Annotated in this window: 20 protein-coding genes; 5 read left to right on the forward strand and 15 right to left on the reverse strand. The window is 72.1% G+C overall.

What is annotated here, in order from left to right:
- Positions 1 to 42: 42 nt before the first annotated feature.
- The 3 genes from BJ984_RS12640 to BJ984_RS12650 form a co-directional block, all read right to left on the reverse strand.
- Positions 43 to 735, reverse strand: coding sequence for an ABC transporter ATP-binding protein (locus tag BJ984_RS12640; protein ID WP_179548328.1), 693 nt, complete (start codon positions 733 to 735; stop codon positions 43 to 45).
- Positions 732 to 2,180, reverse strand: coding sequence for an efflux RND transporter periplasmic adaptor subunit (locus BJ984_RS12645; RefSeq protein WP_179548329.1), 1,449 nt, complete (start codon positions 2,178 to 2,180; stop codon positions 732 to 734). The genes BJ984_RS12640 and BJ984_RS12645 overlap by 4 nt, the downstream gene beginning before the upstream one ends.
- Positions 2,181 to 2,241: 61 nt before the next feature.
- Positions 2,242 to 3,237: a hypothetical protein gene (locus BJ984_RS12650; protein ID WP_179548330.1), complete on the reverse strand. Its 996-nt coding sequence runs from the start codon at positions 3,235 to 3,237 to the stop codon at positions 2,242 to 2,244.
- 152 nt (positions 3,238 to 3,389) lie between these two features.
- On the opposite strand from BJ984_RS12650, the gene BJ984_RS12655 reads away from it, so the two are divergent.
- On the forward strand, positions 3,390 to 3,995 hold the full coding sequence (locus BJ984_RS12655; RefSeq protein ID WP_179548331.1) for an HdeD family acid-resistance protein: 606 nt from the start codon (positions 3,390 to 3,392) through the stop codon (positions 3,993 to 3,995).
- A gap of 60 nt (positions 3,996 to 4,055) precedes the next feature.
- Here the strand turns inward: BJ984_RS12655 and BJ984_RS12660 are convergent, their stop codons facing one another.
- Complete coding sequence (locus BJ984_RS12660; protein WP_271206566.1) at positions 4,056 to 4,532, reverse strand: NUDIX hydrolase; 477 nt, start codon at positions 4,530 to 4,532, stop codon at positions 4,056 to 4,058.
- A 2-nt stretch (positions 4,533 to 4,534) separates the two neighbouring features.
- Complete coding sequence (locus BJ984_RS12665) at positions 4,535 to 5,305, reverse strand: SDR family oxidoreductase (RefSeq protein WP_179548332.1); 771 nt, start codon at positions 5,303 to 5,305, stop codon at positions 4,535 to 4,537.
- 139 nt (positions 5,306 to 5,444) lie between these two features.
- Here BJ984_RS12665 and BJ984_RS12670 point away from each other — a divergent pair, with 139 nt between their 5' ends.
- From BJ984_RS12670 to BJ984_RS12685, 4 genes are all read left to right on the forward strand, one after another.
- A complete protein-coding gene (locus tag BJ984_RS12670) occupies positions 5,445 to 5,969 on the forward strand; it encodes an NfeD family protein (RefSeq protein ID WP_179548333.1) in 525 nt (174 codons plus the stop codon).
- Positions 5,966 to 7,273, forward strand: coding sequence for an SPFH domain-containing protein (locus BJ984_RS12675; RefSeq protein ID WP_271206565.1), 1,308 nt, complete (start codon positions 5,966 to 5,968; stop codon positions 7,271 to 7,273). The genes BJ984_RS12670 and BJ984_RS12675 overlap by 4 nt, the downstream gene beginning before the upstream one ends.
- A 58-nt stretch (positions 7,274 to 7,331) precedes the next feature.
- Entirely contained in the window at positions 7,332 to 8,066 is a 735-nt protein-coding gene (locus BJ984_RS12680) for a glycerophosphodiester phosphodiesterase family protein (RefSeq protein ID WP_338074434.1), read from the forward strand.
- Between the two features lie 168 nt (positions 8,067 to 8,234).
- The gene (locus BJ984_RS12685) at positions 8,235 to 8,600 is read left to right on the forward strand and encodes an RNA polymerase-binding protein RbpA (protein WP_173180937.1); all 366 of its coding nucleotides are present in this window, start codon (positions 8,235 to 8,237) and stop codon (positions 8,598 to 8,600) included.
- 102 nt (positions 8,601 to 8,702) lie between these two features.
- Here BJ984_RS12685 and lnt read toward each other — a convergent pair whose 3' ends face one another.
- From lnt to BJ984_RS12735, 10 genes are all read right to left on the reverse strand, one after another.
- On the reverse strand, positions 8,703 to 10,361 hold the full coding sequence (gene lnt, locus BJ984_RS12690) for an apolipoprotein N-acyltransferase (protein ID WP_271206564.1): 1,659 nt from the start codon (positions 10,359 to 10,361) through the stop codon (positions 8,703 to 8,705).
- A 7-nt stretch (positions 10,362 to 10,368) separates the two neighbouring features.
- Positions 10,369 to 12,891 (reverse strand): DEAD/DEAH box helicase, encoded by a 2,523-nt coding sequence (locus BJ984_RS12695; protein WP_179548335.1) that lies wholly within the window; start codon positions 12,889 to 12,891, stop codon positions 10,369 to 10,371.
- Complete coding sequence (tatC, locus tag BJ984_RS12700; RefSeq protein WP_179549456.1) at positions 12,891 to 13,643, reverse strand: twin-arginine translocase subunit TatC; 753 nt, start codon at positions 13,641 to 13,643, stop codon at positions 12,891 to 12,893. The genes BJ984_RS12695 and tatC overlap by 1 nt, the downstream gene beginning before the upstream one ends.
- Before the next feature lie 50 nt (positions 13,644 to 13,693).
- Positions 13,694 to 13,933, reverse strand: coding sequence for a Sec-independent protein translocase subunit TatA (gene tatA, locus BJ984_RS12705; RefSeq protein WP_179548336.1), 240 nt, complete (start codon positions 13,931 to 13,933; stop codon positions 13,694 to 13,696).
- Between the two features lie 5 nt (positions 13,934 to 13,938).
- Positions 13,939 to 14,280: a hypothetical protein gene (locus tag BJ984_RS12710; RefSeq protein WP_179548337.1), complete on the reverse strand. Its 342-nt coding sequence runs from the start codon at positions 14,278 to 14,280 to the stop codon at positions 13,939 to 13,941.
- Positions 14,281 to 14,289: 9 nt separating this feature from the next.
- Positions 14,290 to 15,306: a helix-turn-helix transcriptional regulator gene (locus BJ984_RS12715; protein WP_179548338.1), complete on the reverse strand. Its 1,017-nt coding sequence runs from the start codon at positions 15,304 to 15,306 to the stop codon at positions 14,290 to 14,292.
- Positions 15,306 to 16,385: a helix-turn-helix transcriptional regulator gene (locus BJ984_RS12720; RefSeq protein ID WP_179548339.1), complete on the reverse strand. Its 1,080-nt coding sequence runs from the start codon at positions 16,383 to 16,385 to the stop codon at positions 15,306 to 15,308. The genes BJ984_RS12715 and BJ984_RS12720 overlap by 1 nt, the downstream gene beginning before the upstream one ends.
- Before the next feature lie 83 nt (positions 16,386 to 16,468).
- Positions 16,469 to 17,398, reverse strand: a complete 930-nt coding sequence (locus BJ984_RS12725; RefSeq protein WP_179548340.1) for a hypothetical protein — start codon at positions 17,396 to 17,398, stop codon at positions 16,469 to 16,471.
- Positions 17,399 to 17,445: 47 nt separating this feature from the next.
- Positions 17,446 to 18,510 carry a tRNA (adenine-N1)-methyltransferase gene (locus BJ984_RS12730; protein WP_179548341.1) on the reverse strand — a complete coding sequence of 355 codons (1,065 nt, stop codon included), beginning with the start codon at positions 18,508 to 18,510 and terminating at the stop codon, positions 17,446 to 17,448.
- Positions 18,507 to 19,190: an HAD family hydrolase gene (locus tag BJ984_RS12735; protein WP_179548342.1), complete on the reverse strand. Its 684-nt coding sequence runs from the start codon at positions 19,188 to 19,190 to the stop codon at positions 18,507 to 18,509. The genes BJ984_RS12730 and BJ984_RS12735 overlap by 4 nt, the downstream gene beginning before the upstream one ends.
- Positions 19,191 to 19,227: the final 37 nt, after the last annotated feature.

Consider the following 19,227-nt stretch of genomic DNA (forward strand, 5'->3'; position numbering starts at 1 on the left):
GCTCCCGAGGCAGCACCCCCGGCCGCACCCCCGGCCGCACCTTCACGACAGCCGCCCGCCCTCGAGCACCCGGTGCCGCCGCGCCCGCCGCGCCACCGCCTCGTCGTGCGTGATGACCACCACGGTCAGCCCGCCCGCGTTGAGCTCCTCGATCAGGTCGAGCACCGCATCCGAGTTGCGCCGGTCGAGGTTGCCCGTCGGCTCGTCGGCGAGCAGCAGCCGCGGACGGGTGCAGATGGCCCGCGCGATGGCGACGCGCTGCCGCTCGCCGCCCGACAGGGTTCCCGGATGCGCGTCCAGCCGTGACCCGAGACCCACCCGGTGCAGCGCTTCCTCAGCCGATGCCCGCCGCTCCCCGGTCGACGAAGGCCGCTCCCCCGTCTCGCCGTAGACGAACGCGAGCAGCACGTTCTCCCGCACCGTCCGCGCCGACAGCAGATGGAACGACTGGAAGACGAACCCCACGCCCGCCCCGCGCACCGCCGACCGCTCCCGATCGCCGAGACCGGCCGTCGCTCGTCCGTCGAAGAGGTACTCCCCCGACGTCGGCCGGTCGAGCAGCCCGAGGATGTTCAGCATCGTCGACTTCCCCGCCCCCGACGATCCGGTGATGGCGACGAAGTCGCCGTGCTCCACCTGCAGGTCGACCCCGCGCAGCACCTCCAGCGACCGCGCGCCGGCGTCGAAGCTTCGCGTCACTCCGCGCAGCTCGATCAGGTTCTTCGCGCCGCTCATCGCCCCACCACCACCTTCGCGCCGACCTTCAGTCGGGCGTCGTCGCTGCGAACCTCGGCGTAGCCACCGGCGGCGAGCCCGGTAGTGACGGTCACGAGCTCGGTCGTGGGTGGGGCATCCGGATGCTCGACCGCCAGCTCGACGCGGCTCTCCCCGCCCGGCCCGGCGCTCAGCGCGGCCACCGGGACCGCCAGCACGGCACCCGAGGTGGCCTCGACGGGGACGTCCACGCGCACGTTGCTCCCCCGCAGTCGCTCGGCGACGTCGGGATCCGGCGTGCCCGGATCGAGCCGCAGCTCGTACGACTTCGCCGCCTTCGACCCCTCGGCCGGCTTCTTCGACGTGATCGAGGTCACGGTGGCCGGGCGCTCGGTGCCGTCGGCCGCGGTGTAGCTGGCAGCCATCCCCGGCTTGACGAGCGCGGCGTCCTGCTCGGTCAGCGTGCCGACGAGGTCGAGGGCGGCTCCGGAGACGCTCATCGTCGAGCCCTTGACGATCTCGCCGCGGACGGCCTGCACGCTGTCCACGCGACGCGGAAGAGTGGGCAGGTAGACGATCTCGGCGGCCGGGAGTGCCGTCAGGGCATCCGTCTCGGCCTCGGCGCGATCCCGCTGGGCGTCGGCGAGCTGCTCGAGGGCGGAGTCGACCGCGGAGCTCTCGGCCCCCGTGTCGCCGGGAGTCGTCGCGGCGTCGCGCCGGGCCACGGCCAGCGCGAGCTCGTCGCGCAGGCGGTCGACGGCGATCTGTGGCTCTCCGGAGGCCGCTGCCGCGTCGAGCGAGCGCTGCGCCTCCCGCACGGCGTTCTCGGCCTCGAGCTGCTGGGCGGCCGGTGCCGGGGACGCGGCACGGGCCAGCGCGGCGCGCGCCTGGCCGACGGCCGCCTCGGCGGCGCGCTCTGCGGCCCGGGCCGAGCGGAGCGTCGCGTCGACCTCGGGCGACGGCGGTGGCGGGGCGTAGCCCGCCCGGCGGTACAGCTCGTCGACAGCGGCTGCCGTCGACGCGTCGTAGCCTGACGACGTCGTGTCTCCCGCGTCGATCCCGAGCCCGGCCAGCGCAGCCTTCAGCTGCAGTACGTCGGGCCCGGACAGGCCCGCTCGCAGGGTGCGGTACGCCGGCAGAGCCCCGGGGAGCGCGAGCACCGGCCGTCCGGCGACCTCGAGGGCGACTCCCCCGGCGGTGATCTCGGCGCCCGCCTCGGGAACGTGACCCGTCACGACCGCCGGACCGCTGAGGCCGGAGGTGTCGATGGTCACGTCGACGGCGTCGGCGAAGCCCACGTCGGCCCGGGCCGTGACCCGGTTCTCGATGACGCGCTCCTCGACCGGGGCGAGGATCGGCCCGGCCTCGGGTGCGGTCGCCCGGGCGGCGAGGTCGGCGGGAGACACGATCAACCGCGCCACGGCGACTCCGGCGACGAGGGAAAGCAGGGCCACGGCCGCCAGCATGAGCACCAGTCTCGGCCCGCGCAGGGCCCGGCGGGCTCGCCTCGGGCGCGCCGGAGCCGCCTCAGCGCTGGTCACGTGCCGCCACCAGGGCATCGAGCGCCGCCCGGTTCCGGTCGACGAACTCCTGGTCGAGGCGCTGCTGCTCCGCGGCGAGCAGGTCGTCGTAGGCGGTCGACGCCGCGCAGTCGAGGTCGGCGACCGCGACGGCGATCTCCTCCTCCTGCAGGGCGTCGAGTGCCGCCTGGTCGACATCCGCCCCGGCTGCGCCGTCGGCCGGCGGTTCGCCGGGCCGGGCGAGGGCGCCGTAGCGATCGGAGAAGTCGGTCATCGGGTCGGCCCTGTGCGCGTAGCCCGGGTGCCCGGCCGTGGCGAGGCAGTCGCTCCACCGCCTCTCTGCGGCGACCACCGCATCCGCCGACGCCGCCTTCTCGGGCAGGGAGTCCAGTTCGTCGATGAGGCCCTGGGCCTCGGGGTCGGCCGAGGCGGCCCCGGCGGCGAGATCGGCCTCGTGGGCGGCCGCACCCAGGCAGCCGGCCTTCGTCCAGTCCCACTCGGTCGGTGCCGTCGGCCCTTCCACCGGCGCGCCGTAGAGCGCCGCCTCCCAGGCGGCCCGCTCGCCGTCGCTCAACGTGGCGAGGTAGTCGGCGTTGGGATCGACGACCTCCGTGCCCTCGTCTCCGGCCGCCGGGGCGAACGGGTTGCTGACGACGCCGTAGCCGTACTGCTCGGCGAACGCGCGTGTGCCCCACTCGACGCCGCCTTCACCGTCGGCCTGCACGCTGATGCCGGAACCCGGGTCGGGCTGGTACGGGAAGCCCTGCTCCTTCATGCAGGCGGCGGCCGCGTTCTGCATGGTGTCGTTCCGGGCCGCCAGCTCCTCGTCGGAGCTGCCCCCGTAGAGGGCGTCGACGTACGGGGCGAGCGGCGAGTCGGGCGTCGGAGCCGCCGCCGGGGCCCCGCCGGAACAGGCCGCCAGTGCGAGTGCCGGCGCCAGTGCCATGACGGCGAACAGCGGCGCCGCGCCGAGAGTCCGGATCCGAATCGGGCTGATGTCCATGGTTCCTCCTAAGCTGATGAATGCTCAGGTCCACGGTAGACGAGCGGCGGGTCCCACGATGCGGCTCTCGGGGGACTCCCATCGCACGCCAAGGGTCCGCTAGATTTGCCGCAGGCGCGTCGGGAGTGCGCGCATCGACGAGGGGGATCATCATGACCGCACCGACCACCGCCGGCCCCACCGGCTTCCTGCTCTTCCCGGGCGACATCAGCGGCGGCGTCGCGAAATGGCTGAAGATCGGCCTGTGGGTGCGCGCCGTGCTCTCGGTCGTGCTCGGCATCGTCGTGCTGGTGCTGGCCTTCAACAACCCCGACGCCATCGTCTACACGATCGCGCTGCTGTTCGCGATCTACTTCTGGATCATCGGCCTCATGCGCATCGTGCAGGGCATCGTCAGCACGGGCATGACGGGCGGCATCCGGGCGCTCGGGATCATCCTCGGTGTGCTGCTGATCGTCGCCGGCGTCGTCGCCATCCGCAACCCGGTCGTCTCGCTGGTCGCGCTCGCCTTCGTGATCGGCTTCTCCTGGATCATCGAGGGCACCCTCGCCGTGATGGAGACCGCGAAGGACTCCTCGCAGTGGTTCGGCACGATCCTCGGCGTGATCTCGGTCGTCGCCGGCATCATCGTGATCTTCCTGCCGCTGGAGTCGATCGGCATCCTGGTGCTGTTCACGGGCATCAGCCTGATCATCACGGGCGTCTTCGCCGCCATCACGGCGATCACGCTCGGCAAGGCGCCGAAGGCCGTGCGCTAGCCACGCTGAAGACCGTTCGCAGAGCACCGAAGGCGCCGAGCAGAACCGCGTCCCGCCGGGCTACGCGAGCCGCGCCACCAGCGCCGCGAGCCCGGCGGGCTCCACCGCGTCCGTCGTCGCGGCCAGCTCCGACGGCGCGAACCACCGCCACTGCTCGACGTCGACGCGCTCGTCGTCGGTCCAGTTGGTGTCGACCGGCTCGAACCGCTCGGTGCGCAGCCGATACCACTCCTCGTGATACGAGCGGCGGATGCCCTCGGCCGGCTCCCCCACGAAGTCGTGCGCCCACACGGGGTCGCCCAGCTCCGCCTCGGAGACCACGAGTCCCGTCTCCTCGAACAGCTCGCGCACGGCCGCCTCGGCGTGGGTCTCCCCCGGTTCGAGATGGCCGCCCGGCGTCAGCCAGCGGGTGGGGTTCGCGGGAGCATCCGCCCTCGTGAAGAACAGCAGGGCCGCACCCTCGGCGTCGGTCACGAGCACCCGCGACTTCAGGATGACCGTGCCCGCCGGCACCGCCGCATCGGCTGCCCCGCCCACGCTCAGACCCCGTTCTGCTCGAAGTCGCTGACGTCGCCGACGAGGCGGGTGTGGTCGGCCGGGATCGGCTCGACGGCGGCCGCTGCCACCTCGGCGGCGAACTCGCTGACGTTGTAGAGGCGTCCGGCGGCCTCCTTGCGGGCGCCGATCGCGCCGGGGTTCATGCGCTCGAGCAGGGTGGCCGTGATGGTGCCCTCGATCATGTCGCCCGAGACGACGACGAACTCGACGCCCGCCTCGTCCAGGCGCGGGATGAGGTCGCGCAGCGCGTCCTCGCCGGCGCGCTTGGAGAGGGCGACCTGCTCGTACTCGGGCATGGTCGGCGTGGTGCGGATGAAGTGCGCCTGGTGGCTCGTGACGAACACGACGCGCGAGCCGGGGGCGAGCAGCGGCAGCGCCGAGGTCAGCACGCTGACCTGGGCGTCGCGGTTCAGGCTCATGGCGTAGTCCTCGGCCATGCCGCTCTCCATGCCGCCCGAGGCGTTCAGCACCAGGATGTCGAGCCCGCCGAGCTCGGCCTGCACCTGGTCGAACAGGCCGGCGACCGACTCGGGGTCGGTGAGGTCGGCCCCGGCGACGATCGCGGTGCCGCCGCTCTCGCGGATGGAGTTCGCGAGCTTCACCGCGCGCGCCTCCTTGTTGCGGTAGTTGATGACGACCGAGGCGCCCGCCTCGGCGAAGTAGCCGAGGGTGTCGGCGCCGATGCCGCGGGACGATCCGGTGACGAGAACGCGCTTGCCGTCGAGCGATCCGGGGGCGAGGGGGTTGGACACGGGGACTCCTTGGAACTCGGGGTGGCGAACCCGTCGAGACTACCAACTCGGCGTGCACCCGACCCGATGTCGGCGCCGCCTGATAGCGTCGGAGGTACCGATCGAGACCGCACAGGTCGCACACGGGAGGAGACCGCAGATGCTCGAATTCCTCGACAGCTATGCCTGGATCGTTTGGCTGGGCCTCATCCTGCTGTTCATCGTGATCGAGATGTTCACCCTCGAGTTCACCTTCCTGATGATCGCCATCGGCAGCCTGGGCGGCCTGATCGCCGGGGTGCTCGGCGCTCCGTGGTGGGCGCAGATCGTGGTCGCGGCGGCGGTCTCGCTGCTGCTCCTGCTGACACTCCGTCCCCCGCTGCTCAAGCGATTGAAGCGCGGCGGCGACCCGGCGAAGAGCAACGTCGACGCCCTGCTCGGCCTCGAGGGCTACGTGCTCGACCGTCTCACGCCGACCGCCGGCCACGTCAAGCTCTCCAACGGAGACACCTGGACCGCGAGGGTCTCCCCCCTCGTCGAGCAGCGCGAGCTCGAGCGGGGCGAGCGCGTGCTCGTCACCGCCATCGACGGGGCCACCGCCATGGTGGTGCCGGCCTCGCCCGCCGCTCCCCTCACTCCCCCCGACGGGCTCGCGCCCGGCAACCGGAAGGAACCGACACCGTGAACGACACCGTGGGTCAGATCGTGCTGTTCGTCGTCATCGCGATCGTCGTCGTCTTCGCCCTGGTGGTGCTGGCACGCTCCGTGCGCATCATCCCCCAGGCGCGGGCCGGCGTGGTCGAGCGGCTGGGGCGTTACCACAAGACCCTCTTGCCCGGCCTGAACATCCTGGTGCCCTTCATCGACCGGCTGCGGCCGCTGATCGACCTGCGCGAGCAGGTCGTCTCCTTCCCGCCCCAGCCGGTGATCACCGAAGACAACCTCGTGGTCTCGATCGACACGGTCGTCTTCTTCCAGGTGACGGATGCGCGGGCGGCGACCTATGAGATCGCGAACTACCTCGGCGCCGTCGAGCAGCTCGCCACCACCACCCTCCGCAACGTCGTGGGTGGCCTGAACCTCGAGGAGGCGCTCACCAGCCGCGACGAGATCAACGGCCAGCTGCGCATCGTGCTCGACGAGGCGACCGGCAAGTGGGGCATCCGGGTGTCGCGCGTGGAGCTCAAGGCGATCGACCCGCCGGCGTCGATCCAGGACTCGATGGAGAAGCAGATGCGCGCGGAGCGGGAGCGCCGCGCCGTCATCCTCACGGCCGAGGGAACGAAGCAGTCCGCCATCCTCGAGGCGGAGGGTTCGCGGCAGTCGCAGATCCTCCGGGCCGAGGGTGACGCCAAGGCGCAGGTGCTGCGGGCGCAGGGTGAGGCCGAGGCCATCACCACCGTGTTCGGCGCCATCCACCGCGGCGAGCCCGACAACATGCTGCTCGCCTACCAGTACCTGCAGACCCTGCCGAAGCTCGCCGAGGGCAGCGCGAACAAGCTCTGGGTCATCCCGAGCGAGCTGACCGAGGCGCTGAAGGGCATCGGTCAGGCGTTCGGCGACAAGGGCGCATCCGTCGCGGCCGGTGTCGGCGGCGGTCAGCGCTCAGGCCCGAGCGAGGCGGCGAAGAACGGCGGGCTGACGGATGGCGGCACCGTGTCCTCGGCGCTGCTGGATGCCCAGGCCGCCGTGCGCGACGCCACCGCGGCCGCGCGGAGCGCCGCCGACGCGACCGCGGCCGGTCGCCCCGCCGGTGCAGGCATCGGCGACGGCAGCGGCACGGGCGACAGCGCTCCGGGTGGTGGCACTCCGGATGGCGGCGCACCGAGCGGCGGCACTCTCGGCGGTGCCGACTCGGGCGGCATAGGCACGGGCGGAATCGGCTCCGGCGACAGCAGCGGCGCAGGCGCGCACGCCGCAGGGGAGTCGGGCGACGCCGGTACCGGTACGGGCGGCGAAGCCGGGGATGCCGGCACGGCCGGGCGCTAGCCGGGCGGAGCGGCGCGCGGCGGCCCGGAGCGGCTACTTCGCGGGGCCGCTCCCCCGGGTGCTCGCTCACCGCGGGCTCGCCGTGGATGCGCCCGAGAACACACTGGCCGCCTTCGAGGCGGCCGTCGCCGCCGGGGCGGAGTACCTCGAGACCGACGTGCACGCCACGGCCGACGGCATCGCGGTGGCCGCGCACGACCCCACCCTCGACCGCATAGCGGGGCGCGACGAGGACATCGCCGCCCTGACCCTCGAGCAGCTCGGCACCATCGACCTCGGCGGCGAGCAGCGCTTCTCCAGCCTCGCCGAGCTGCTGGTGGCGCTGCCGGCGAGCCGCTTCAACATCGACGTCAAGGCCGAAGCGGCGGCGGCACCGGCCGCGGCGGCGATCGAGGCCGCCGGCGCACACGACCGGGTGCTGCTGACCTCGTTCTCGGCGAAGCGGCGCCGCTCGGCGAGCGTGCTGCTGCCGAGGGTCGCGACCTCGGCGTCGGCGCAGGAGTTCGTCCCCGCGCTGGTGGCCGCGAAACTCGGCCTCACTCCGCTGGCGCGGCTGTTCCTGCGGCGGGTCGACGCGGTGCAGATCCCCCGCCGCATCGGGCGGATCGAGACGGTCACCGCGCGGACGGTGCGGCGACTGCAGGCCGCAGGCGTCGAGGTGCACGTCTGGACGATCAACGACGTCGACGAGGCCCGACTGCTGCTCGGGCGCGGCGTCGACGGCATCGTCACCGACCGGGTCGACCTGATGCTGCCGCTGGCAGCCGAGTTCCGCCGCCGGGCGGCGGGCTGAGAGCGACGGCGGTCGTGCATCCGCTCGCCCGACACGCCCGAGCTGCACTGGCCCCCGAAAGGGGAATGGCGCTCTTGACTGGGAGACGTCTGGCAATACCCGGCTCCGGAAAGGATTCCGCCTCGCACGCCGTTATAACGAATAAGCAACGCGAGAGGAGACCACACAATGGCAGATCGCAGTTTGCGCGGAATGCGTCTGGGCGCACAAAGCCTGCAGAGCGAAGAGGGCGTCGTATTCTCGCCCCGATCGACGTACACGTACCGCTGCGCGACATGTGGCCGTGACACCGACATGGTGTTCTCGGCCGAGGCGGAGGCCCCCGAGAGCTGGGAATGCAAGTTCTGCAGCCACGAGGCCACGCTGATGGTGGGTTCGGAACCCGTCGTCATCGACCACAGCGACGCGAAGATCCCGCGCTCTCACTGGGACATGCTGCTCGAACGGCGCACGCGCGCCGAGCTCGAGGAGCTGCTCGAGGAGCGCCTGCAGTACCTGCGCGCCCGCCGCGGCACGCAGAAGATCGGCGCCTAGCCCCGCGACCCCGCGGGCACCTCGCCCGCACGCACGAACGCCGCTCGGCAGAAGCCCGGGCGGCGTTTCTGTGCCCGGGAACCCGCCCGCCGGTGGGAGCGCTCAGGCGCGGCGGCGGCCCGCCCACAGCGCCACGACGAGGCCCGCCAGGCCGAGGCCGCCCACCAGCCACTCGAGCTGGAAGCCGAGCACCGCGGCCGGCGTCGCCACGGTGGCCAGCGGCACGTCCGCGATCATCGCCCCCGCCTCGTAGGCCGGGATCGTGGTGATGTTCTGCCCGTCGGGCCCGATGATCGCCGAAGTGCCGACGGTCGAGATGTTCACGACGCTCCGGCCGAACTCCACGGCCCGCAGCCGCGCGATGGCGAGCTGCTGCAGGTTCTCGTCGGTCTGCCCGAAGTCGGCGTTGTTCGTCTGCGCCAGCACGACCTGGGCGCCCTCGTCCGACATGGCGCGCATCACGGCGTCGTCGGTGATGTCGAAGCAGATCGAGATGCCGGCGCGGAGGCCCTCGATGTCGAAGGTGAGGTCGGTCGTGCCGAACTCGTAGTCGCGGGTGACCAGGTCGACGAGCTCGGGGGCGAGGCTGCGGAAGAAGGCGCGGTTGGGCATCCACTCGGCGAACGGCACCGGGTGCCGCTTGTCGTAGTGGTCGGTGGCCTGTCCGTCCTGCCAGAGCAGCGAGGTGTTGTAGACCTTGTCGCCGCGCACCTGGATGGTGCCCACCACGAGCGGCACGTCGCCGAGCTCGCGGCTCACCGCGTCGAGCGTGCCGGCCGCGAGGGAGTTCGTGGTCGGGTCGATGTCGGAGCCGTTCTCCGGCCAGACCACGAGGTCGGGGTTCTGCCCCTCGAGGAAGCGCGACGCCGAGACATGGTCATTCAGGATGTCGCCGCGCTCGTGCACGGCGAACAGTCCGGCGTCGGAGTCGCCCTGCACACCCCCGATGCGCGAGGTGCCGGAGGTGGGCGCCGACCAGGCCGGCACCGCGAGGAGGGCGACCGCGGCCGTCACGGCGGCGAGCACGCGCGCGGGGCGGCTCAGGGCATCCGTCGCCCAGCGCCCCTCACGGCAGAGCTGCACGGTGAACGCGACCAGCCAGACCAGCAGGAAGCTCAGGCCGGCCATGCCGACCCAGGCGATCAGCGAGGTGAACGGGCTGTCGGACTGCGACATCGCGACCCGCGCCCAGGAGAAGCCGCCGTAGGGGAAGATCGCATTGATGCCCTCGCGCAGGGTCCAGAGCCCGGCGATGACGATCGGCACCAGCCCGAGGCGGCCCCAGCGGCCGGGCCAGACCCGGTCGGCCCGACGATAGACGAGGGCGATCAGGATGGCGCCGAGCGCGAAGTAGACCGCCTCGAACAGCGTCAATCCGAGCCAGGGCACCAGGCCGAGATAGAGCGTCAGCCAGATGATGTGGACGCCCCAGAAGGTGGCGCCGCCCACGAGGCCGACGAGCAGCGCCCCGCCCCAGCTGCGGCCCACGAGCGCGACGAGCACGATTCCCACGCCGAGGAGCGTCAGCGGCCAGAGGTTCTTGTCGGGGAACCCCGCGTCGAGCGTGATGCCGGCGCCGACTGCCGCGAGCACGGCGAGCCAGAGCGGCAGGATGGGCGCGGCGGGCGGAACGGGCACGGCACCGAGGCCGGCCGGGCGGCGACGCAGCAGCCGAGACCGCTTGTCACCGGGGCGAGCGGCCGAGCCGGACGGCGGCCGGGGCGCTCCGGCGGGCGGAGTGGGGTCGAGAACGCGGGTCACGACAGCCTCACGCGACCGAGGAGTACGCGACGATGCCGCGGCGCACCGCGTCGATGGCCGAGCGGGCGAGGGTGGCGAGCCGCGCATCCGCGGTGCCCTGCAGCTGGTCGAGCAGGTCGATCGTCTGCTTCGACCAGCGCACGAAGTCGCCGGCGGCCAGGTCGGCCTCGAAGAGCACGTCGTCGAGGGAGGCGCCGCGGGCCCAGCGGTGCATGGCTGCCGCGAGCCCCGTCGAGACGGGCTTGCTGCCCGGCAGGCGATGCTCGCGCTCGACGTCGTCGATCTCGGCCCACAGGGTCTGGGTGCGGTCGAGCGCTTCGCGGAACGCACCGCGCGGCAGGTTGCGGTCGTTGCCCTCCGCCTCCTCCCGGCGCGGCTCGAACACCAGCGCGCAGGCCATCGCGGCGAGCGACGCGGGGTCGAGGTCGTGCCAGACCTTCTGCCGGATGCACTCGGCCACCAGCAGGTCGCGCTCCCCGTAGATGCGTTTCAGCGTCTTGCCGTGCTCGGTCAGCTCGGTCGCGCCGTGCTCGTCGCGGCGCAGGTAGCCCATGCCGAGCAGCACGTCGGTGACGCGGTCGAACACCTTCGCGATCACGTTGGTGCGGGTCTGGATCTGCTGCGTCAGCTTGTCGGTGTCGCGCTTCAGCGTGAACCACCGCTCGGCCCAGCGGGCGTGCGACTCCCGGTCTTTGCAGCCGTGCACCGGATGCGCGCGCAGCTGCCGCCGCAGCGAGGCGATGTGGCGCTGCCGCTTCTCCCGGTCGCCGCGGGAGAGCGTGTCGGCCTTCCCCGCCCCGGATCGCTCGAGGTCGGTCAGCTCGCGGCGGATCTTCGCGTACTCGCGGAAGTCGCCGAGGTGGCACGTCATGGCCTCCTCGTAGCCCTTCAGCGACTCCTCCTGCTGACGCACCTTGCGGGCGAGGTCGACGACGGCGCGGTCGGCCTGGAACTGCGCGAACGACGACTCGAGGATCTCGCGGGTGCGTGGACGCCCGAACTGGTCGATCAGGTTGACGGCCATGTTGTAGGTGGGCCGGAAGCTGGAGTTCAGCGGATAGGTGCGCCGCGACGCGAGCGAGGCGACCTCCTGAGGGTCGAGCCCGTCGCGCCACTGGATCACCGAATGACCCTCGACGTCGATGCCGCGGCGGCCGGCGCGCCCGGTGAGCTGGGTGTACTCCCCCGCCGTGATCGGCACGCGCGCCTCGCCGTTGAACTTCTCGAGCTTCTCGAGCACGACGGTGCGGGCGGGCATGTTGATGCCGAGCGCGAGCGTCTCGGTGGCGAAGACCACCTTGACCAGCTTGCGCTGGTAGAGCTCCTCGACGACCTCCTTGAAGGCGGGCAGCATGCCGGCGTGGTGGGCGGCGACCCCGCGCTGGAGGCCCTCCGTCCACTCCCAGTAGCCGAGCACCGCGAGGTCCTCGTCGAGCAGGGTGCGGCAGCGCTCGTCGACGATCTGCCGGATCTCCTCGCGCTCGTCGGTGGTCGTCAGCCGCACGCCGGCACGGAGCACCTGTTTGACGGCCTGGTCGCAGCCGAGTCGGCTGAACACGAAGAAGATCGCGGGCAGCAGCCGGTGCTCCTCGAGCAGGGCGATCACCTCGGGCCGGTCCATCCGCTCGAGGCCGTGCGACGGGCCGTTGAACCGTCCGCCGCGGCCCCCACGGCCGCGGCCGCCGCCCCCGCCCCCGCCACCGCGGTAGGCGCCGGGACCGCTCCGCCGGTCGTTGCCGTACGAGGCACCGCCCCGCACGAGCTGCGCCAGCTCCGGGTTCACCCGGTTCGTCGCGGCGCGCCCGCTCGAGTCGAACAGGTCGATCAGCTTCGTCTTCACCAGTGCATGCTGGTCCAGCGGCACGGGCCGCTCCTCGGACACGATCACCTCGGTGTCTCCGCGCACCGCCTGCAGCCAGTCGCCGAACTCCTCGGCGTTCGACACGGTCGCCGAGAGCGAGACGAGCTTGACGCTCTGCGGCAGGTGGATGATGACCTCCTCCCACACCGCTCCGCGGAACCGGTCGGCGAGGTAGTGCACCTCGTCCATCACGACGAAGCGCAAGTTCGTCAGGAGCGCCGAGTCGGCGTAGAGCATGTTGCGCAGCACCTCGGTCGTCATGACGACGATCCGGGCATCGGCGTTGATGTTGGTGTCGCCGGTCAGCAGGCCCACCTCGTCGGGGCCGTAATCGGCGACGAACTCGTTGAACTTCTGGTTCGAGAGCGCCTTCATCGGCGCCGTGTAGAAGATCTTGTCGCGCACCGACTGCATCGCCACGTAGGCGGCGAACTCGGCGACGACGGTCTTGCCGGCACCGGTCGGGGCCGCGACGAGCACGCTCCGCCCGTCTTCGAGCGCCCCGGCCGCCTCGATCTGGAACGGGTCGAGGTCGAAGCCGAGCCCCGCCCGGAACTGGTCGACGAGCGGATGCCCGGCCCGCTTGCGGCTCGCGGCGAAGCGCTCCGCCGGGCTCAGGCCCTCGTCGTCGGCCGTCGCCGTGACCCGGGTGTTCTGCTTGCCTGCCATCAGACCGCCAATTCCACGTCGTAGCTCTGCTGCGTCCGGCGCACGCGCCGGTCGTGCAACCAGGCTATGCCCGCCGCGGCGAAGTAGAGCAGCACCATGGGAACCGCCAGCAGGAACATCGACATCACGTCGGCCGCCGGCGTCGCGATGGCGGTGAAGACCGTGATCGCGAGGATCGCGATGCGCCACGACTTCAGGATGGCCACCGCCGAGAGCACCCCGGCGAAGTTCAGCAGCACGAGGAACACGGGCAGCACGAAGGCGACGCCGATCACGAGCACCAGTTTCAGCACGAAGTCGAAGTACGACCGTGCGGTGAGCAGGGCGGTCGTGCCCTCGGGCGCGAAGCCGGTGAGCAGCACCACCATGTGCGGCAGCACGTACCACCCGGCCGCGCAGCCGCCGAGGAAGAGCGGCACGGCCGAGGCGAGGAAGCCGACGGCGTAGCGCTTCTCGCTCTTCTTCAGCCCCGGCATCACGAACGCCCAGATCTGGTACAGCCAGACCGGTGAGGAGAGCACGACGCCGACGGTGAAGGCGATCTGGATGCGCAGGTCGAACGCCGAGGAGATGTCGGTGAAGTTCAGCGAGGCGGCCCGCCCCTGCTCGGCGGAGATCTCGGTGATCGGCCGGATCAGCGCGCTCAGCACGAAATCCGACACGATCCAGCCGACGACCATGCCGACGACGAGCCCGAGGGCGGCGAGGAACAGCCGCTTGCGCAGCTCGATCAGGTGGGCGCCGAGAGACATCCGCCCGTCACGGGAGCGCTTCGGCCGCGTGGATGCTGCGGCCACGGCCCTTACGGCTTCGGAGGTTCGGTGGTGCCCGTTCCGGTAGTGCGGCCGGCGTCGGCCGTTCCCGTCGCGTCGGCTTTGTCGGCCGCGTTCTCCTCTTTCATCGCCCGGGTCTCGTTCTTGAAGATGCGCATCGACTGACCGAGGCTCTTGGAGAGAGCGGGGAGGCGGGTCGCACCGAACAGCAGCAGGATGACGACCAGGATGGCGATCAGGTGCCATCCGGTGAATGCGTTTCCGAGCATCGGTCTTACTTCCTTAGGGTCGGTACTGTGTCGGGCCTGATGAGGAGTTTACCTCGGGCCAGTCGGGCCGCTCTGCGGTCCTCACGGTATTCGGAGCGGCGGTCCCGTCGGATGTCGTGGCGCGTCGCGATCTCGGCGTACCCGGTCAGGATGGCGCGCTCGGTGGGCTCCTCCGGCTGCAGCTGCTCGACGTTCTCGGCCAGCCGGGCCACCTTCTCGGTCAGCTCCTCGAGGGCCGCCAGCGCGCCACGGAACTTGCGCCAGAGCCGCAGCCCGACGAGCGCGAGCATGCCGAGCAGACCGAGCACGAGCACGGTCCAGATGATCAGCCACGCCCACCACGCCATGCCGTAAGCCTAGGCCGTCCGGTAGCGGTCGAGGGCGGCGCGAGCCCAGTCGACGACGGCGGCCGCGGCCTCCGGCGGGTCGACGATCGCCACGGCCGAGGGCATCGCGGTGACGAGACGCTTCAGGCTGTGCATGTGGGCGACGCGGATGCGCGTGCGCACCCGTCCCGACGCGGTCTGCTGCGCATCCGCCCCCTCGCCACCCGCCGGCGCCGTCTCGTCGACGCTCGACACGAACTCCCCGAGCAGCGCCAGGGCCGAGGGATCCAGCTCGATCGTCACCGTCAGGTCGTCGTCGCCGCCGACGAACAGGCGGTCGCCGAGCGGCACGTCGTCGTGGCTGCCCGTGACGGGGGTGCTCGTGACCGTGATGCCGGTCATCCGGTCGAGGCGGAAGGTGCGCACGGCGCTGCGGGCGTGGTCCCAGGCGCGGAGGTACCAGTTCTCGTCGTCGGAGTCGATGCGGAGCGGATCGACCGTTCGCCGCTCGCGCGAGCCGCGGGCCGAGAGGTAGTCGAACTCGATCTGCACCCGGCGGCCGACCGCGTCGCGCACCTCGGCCAGGGAGGCGGTGGTGTCGGAGCCCGCGATCGCGACCTGGCTCGGCCGCTCGGAGGCGCCGCGGGCCAGCTTGTCCATCAGCGAGGAGTAGACACCGCTGTCGACGTTCTCGGGAAGCGACTGGAGGTACTGCAGCCCGGCGATCAGCGCGGCGGCCTCGCGGGACGAGAAGCGGGGCGAGTCGTCGAGCGCGACCATGTGGGTGATCACGATCTCGTCGCGCTCGTCGAAGTCGTCCCAGGAGATGTCGAAGAGGTCGCCGTGCTGGTACTGCGTGGTCTCGCCGGGCACGCCCGAGACCGCGATCAGCTTGACGGCGTCGCGGATCTGCTTCTCGGTGACCTGGAAGTGGGCGGCCGCCTCGGCGACGGAGACCCGGCCGAGGTCGATCAGGTAGGGCACCAGGGCGAGCAGGAAGGTGAGCTTGTCCTGGGCGAAGGCGAAGGGCTGGGCGTCGCGGGCCATCAGCGGGTCTCCTCGGCGTCAGTGGCGGCGGCGGTGGTGTCGCCGGCGGCGGTGGCGGCCGGGGGCACGGCGTCGGCGTCGGCGGTGTGGGCGCGCACCGCGGTCTCGAGCCGCTCGATCACGGCGTGGCGCAGGTGCCCTGGGCCGATCACCAGCACCTCGGGGCCGAAGCCCGCGAGCTCGTCGGCGAGCAGGTTGAGGTCGGTGAAGTGCAGCAGCAGGCGGCCCTCCCCCGGGCTCGTCGCGCCGCGGCGGCGACCGAGCCGCACCTCGGCGTCGCTGCCCGCGGCGACCTCGAGCTCGGCGACGTTGGCCTCCCAGATGGCGTCGAGCTCGGCGAGGGCGATCGCGGCGTAGTCCCCGGGCGGCATGTCGACGGGCGTGCGGCCGAGCTTCACGGGCCCCGTGATGCGCGAGAGCAGGAAGGTGCGCGACTCGCCGACGCCCTGGTCGATCGCCTTGAGGTGCCAGCGCCCCTGGTGCTGGACGAGCGCCAGCGGGGTCACGGTGCGCAGGCGCGCGGCGGCGTCCCCCGGTTTGAGGTAGGCGAACGAGGCACCGACCCCACGCGACAGGGCGTCGTTCAGGGGGTCGAAGGCGGCGTCGCGGGTGCGGATGCGGGGGGCGTAGCCGAGCACGGGATCGCTCGTCTCGACCCCGATCGAGCGCAGCTTGAGCAGCGCCCGGCGTGACTCGCGCGAGAGCGAACCCTCGCGCCAGGCCATCGCCGCCAGGTTCAGCAGCGTGGTTTCGGCGTCGGAGAAGCTGATGTCGGCCGGCAGCTCGTAGGCGGTGCGCGGGATGCGGTAGCGCAGCGACTGGTTGTTGCCCGGCTCCCCGGGGGTGTCGATCGCCTCGAGCGGCACGCCGAGCTCGCGGATGTCGTCCTTGTCCCGCTCGAACTGGCGCTCGAGGCTCGCGTTGTCGCCGCCCGCCGAGTAGCGCTGGCGGTAGCCCTGCACCGTGGAGAGGATCTCGCTCTTGGTCAGCCCGGACTCGGTCGCGAGCAGCGCGAGCACGAGGCTGAACAGACGCTCCTCGACCGGCACCGGAGGCGAGGTCTTGCTACGCGAGGGCACCCGTCCATTCTAGGCCGTGCGGGCGAGCCGGCCCGCGGCCCGCCGACCGCGAGGAGCGGCCGGTGCGGGCAGGACGGGAGCGATCAGCCCGCGGCGGGCGGGACGACGCCGAGGATGTCGACGACCCAGGCCGTGGCCGAGGTGCCGTCGTCGGTCGGCAGCACGACGAGCACCTGCGAGCCGACCGGCTGGCCGATCAGGAACTGCGCGATGCCGGCCGGCTGGGCCGAGCCGCTGGTCTGGGCGGTGTCGTCGGAGGCGAGCCAGAGCTGGGGCGAGCCGTCCTCCCAGGTGTTGACCGAGGTGCTGCGCGGCTCGGCGTAGCTCACCGAGGTCGCCTGCACCAGCAGCGCGTCACCGTCGGCCACGGTGTCGCCGTCGCCCTCGATGAGAAGCGCCGACTCGGCGGCATCCGGAGCCTCGGTCGAGGTGACCGTGATGCCGGGGCGGCCGGTCTCGTCGCGAACGACGCTGGGGAAGCCGGACTGGGCGGGCTGCGGGGTGCCGCTCGCGTGGTTCGGGTAGGTGCGGTCGACGTCGAAGACCATGACGATCGAGCCGGGGGCTCCGCTGACGATCTTCGCGGCGTCCTCGTTCGGCAGCACGAGCGCGACGCGCTCACCCGCCGCGGAGCAGGCAAGGGCGTCCTGCAGGCCCTGGGGCAGGGTGTCGGAGACGGCGATCAGGCCGGTCGAGGGCGAGCCGACGGCGGCGCCGGTCTGGCCGTCGTAGACGGAGTAGCTCACGTTGACGATGCCGCCGAAGCCGGCGACGGGCGCCTCGTCGTCGTCGTTCGCCACGACGGTCGACAGCTCGGCCGAGTCGGCGACGAGGGGTGAGGGGAAGGAGACGGTCTGGGCGCCGCCGACGTCGCCGGTCACCTCGACGGACTCGCTGGCCTTGCCGGGCGCGGTGATGTCGGAGCAGCCGTCGGCGGCGTTCGCGCCGGTCGAGCACGCCGCGAGCGAGAGCAGCAGACCTGCCGACAGAATGAGCGCGGGGAACTTGCGCACGGATCCTCTTTCCTGCGTTCGACGAGCCGACGGCCCGGTGAGCGAGATCATCCTATTTCATCCCGCGGAGCGCTCTCGGACGTCTCGGATGCCCCGGTCTCCTCCGGGGCGTCGCCGGCATCGCCGCCCTCCCGGGCCTCGCGGGCGAGGGCCGCGTTCGCCGTGGCGGTGGCCGCGCGCACGCGCTTCCGGAGGCTCTTCGGGCTGATGCCCCGCTCGCCGAGGGCGCCCGGGGTCCAGGCCTCCATGTCCTCGTCGGAGAAGTCGCTCTTGGACGCGCGGCGCTTCAGCTCGGGCAGCACGGCGCCCGGGGCGAGCCGTCGAGCGCTGACCAGGAAGCCGGTGTGGCCGATCATCCGGTGGTCGGGGCGAACGGCCAGGCCCTCGACGTGCCAGCCGCGGATCATCGTCTCGTTCGGCACCGGGTTCGTGAAGAGGCCGGTGTCGCGGAGGGCCTCGACCGTGCGCGACAGCTGGGTAACGGTGGCGACGTAGCAGAGCACGACCCCGCCGGGCTTCAGCGCATCGGCGACGACGTCGACGCACTCCCAGGGGGCGAGCATGTCGAGCACGACCCGGTCGACGGTGTGCTCCGGATGCACGGCCGGCAGCGCCTCGACGAGGTCGCCGACCGTCACCGTCCACTCCTCGGGCTCGCGGCCGAAGTACGCGGCGACGTTGCCCCGCGCGACGTCGGCGAACTCCTCGCGCCGCTCGAAGCTCGACAGCCGGCCGCCCGGGCCGATGGCGCGCAGCAGCCAGAGCGACAGGGCTCCGGATCCGACGCCCGCCTCGACCACGGTCGCGCCGGGGAAGACGTCGGCCTGGCCGAGGATCTGCGCCGCGTCCTTCGGGTAGATGATGGCGGCGCCGCGCGGCATCGACATGACGAAGTCGGTCAGCAGCGGGCGGAGCGCCAGGTGCTCGACCCCCACGGAGTTCTCGACGACCGAGCCGTCGGGCAGGCCGATCAGCGCGTCGTGGTCGATGTACCCGCGGTGGGAGTGGAACACCTTGCCCGACTCGAGCGTGATGGAGTTCAGCTTGTTCTTGGGGCCGGTCAGCTGCACGCGGTCGCCCTCGCGGAACGGCCCGCTGTACTGGGCGGTCACGCGTGCACGCCCTCGAGCACGGCGGAGACCTCGGCGAGGCCCCGGCCGGCGAGCGTCGGCCAGACGACGTGGGCGTCGGTGCCGGCGAGGGTGAGCAGGTGCTCGACCCCGACGACCGTGGCGCCCGAGGCGACGGCGGAGGCCACGCCGGTGGGCGAATCCTCGATCGCGACAGCGCGGGCGATGTCGATTCCGAGGCGCTCGGCGGCGGTGAGGTAGGCCTCGGGGTGCGGCTTCGACATCGTGACGACGTCGGCCGAGACGACGGTGGAGAAGGCGGGGAACGGGATGTGGTCGGCGACGTGCTGCGCCATCCGCCCGATCGACATGGTGACGAGGGCCATCGGGATGCCGGCGTCGTGCGCCTCGGTGAGGAGTTCCAGGGCACCGGGTCGCCAGGGCATCCGCTCGCTGATCTGCTCCATCACGCGGGTGGAGAGCAGCTCGATGATCGGCTGCGACTCCATCTCGACGCCGTGCTCCTGCAGGATGCGGGCCGTGCGGTCGAGGCCCGAGCCCACCAGGGTCATCGCGGCCTCGTGGCTCCAGGTGCCGCCGAACGAGGAGACGAGCTCCTCCTGGGCGCGCATCCAGTACGGCTCGGTGTCGACGATCGTGCCGTCCATGTCCCAGAGGAGGGCCGTGGGAACCGGCCGTGCGGCGGAGGAGGATTCAGTCACGGGCGAACAGTCTACGGGCCCCGCCTCGGGAATCCCG

This window comes from Herbiconiux flava, assembly GCF_013409865.1.
Taxonomy (GTDB): Bacteria; Actinomycetota; Actinomycetes; order Actinomycetales; family Microbacteriaceae; genus Herbiconiux; species Herbiconiux flava.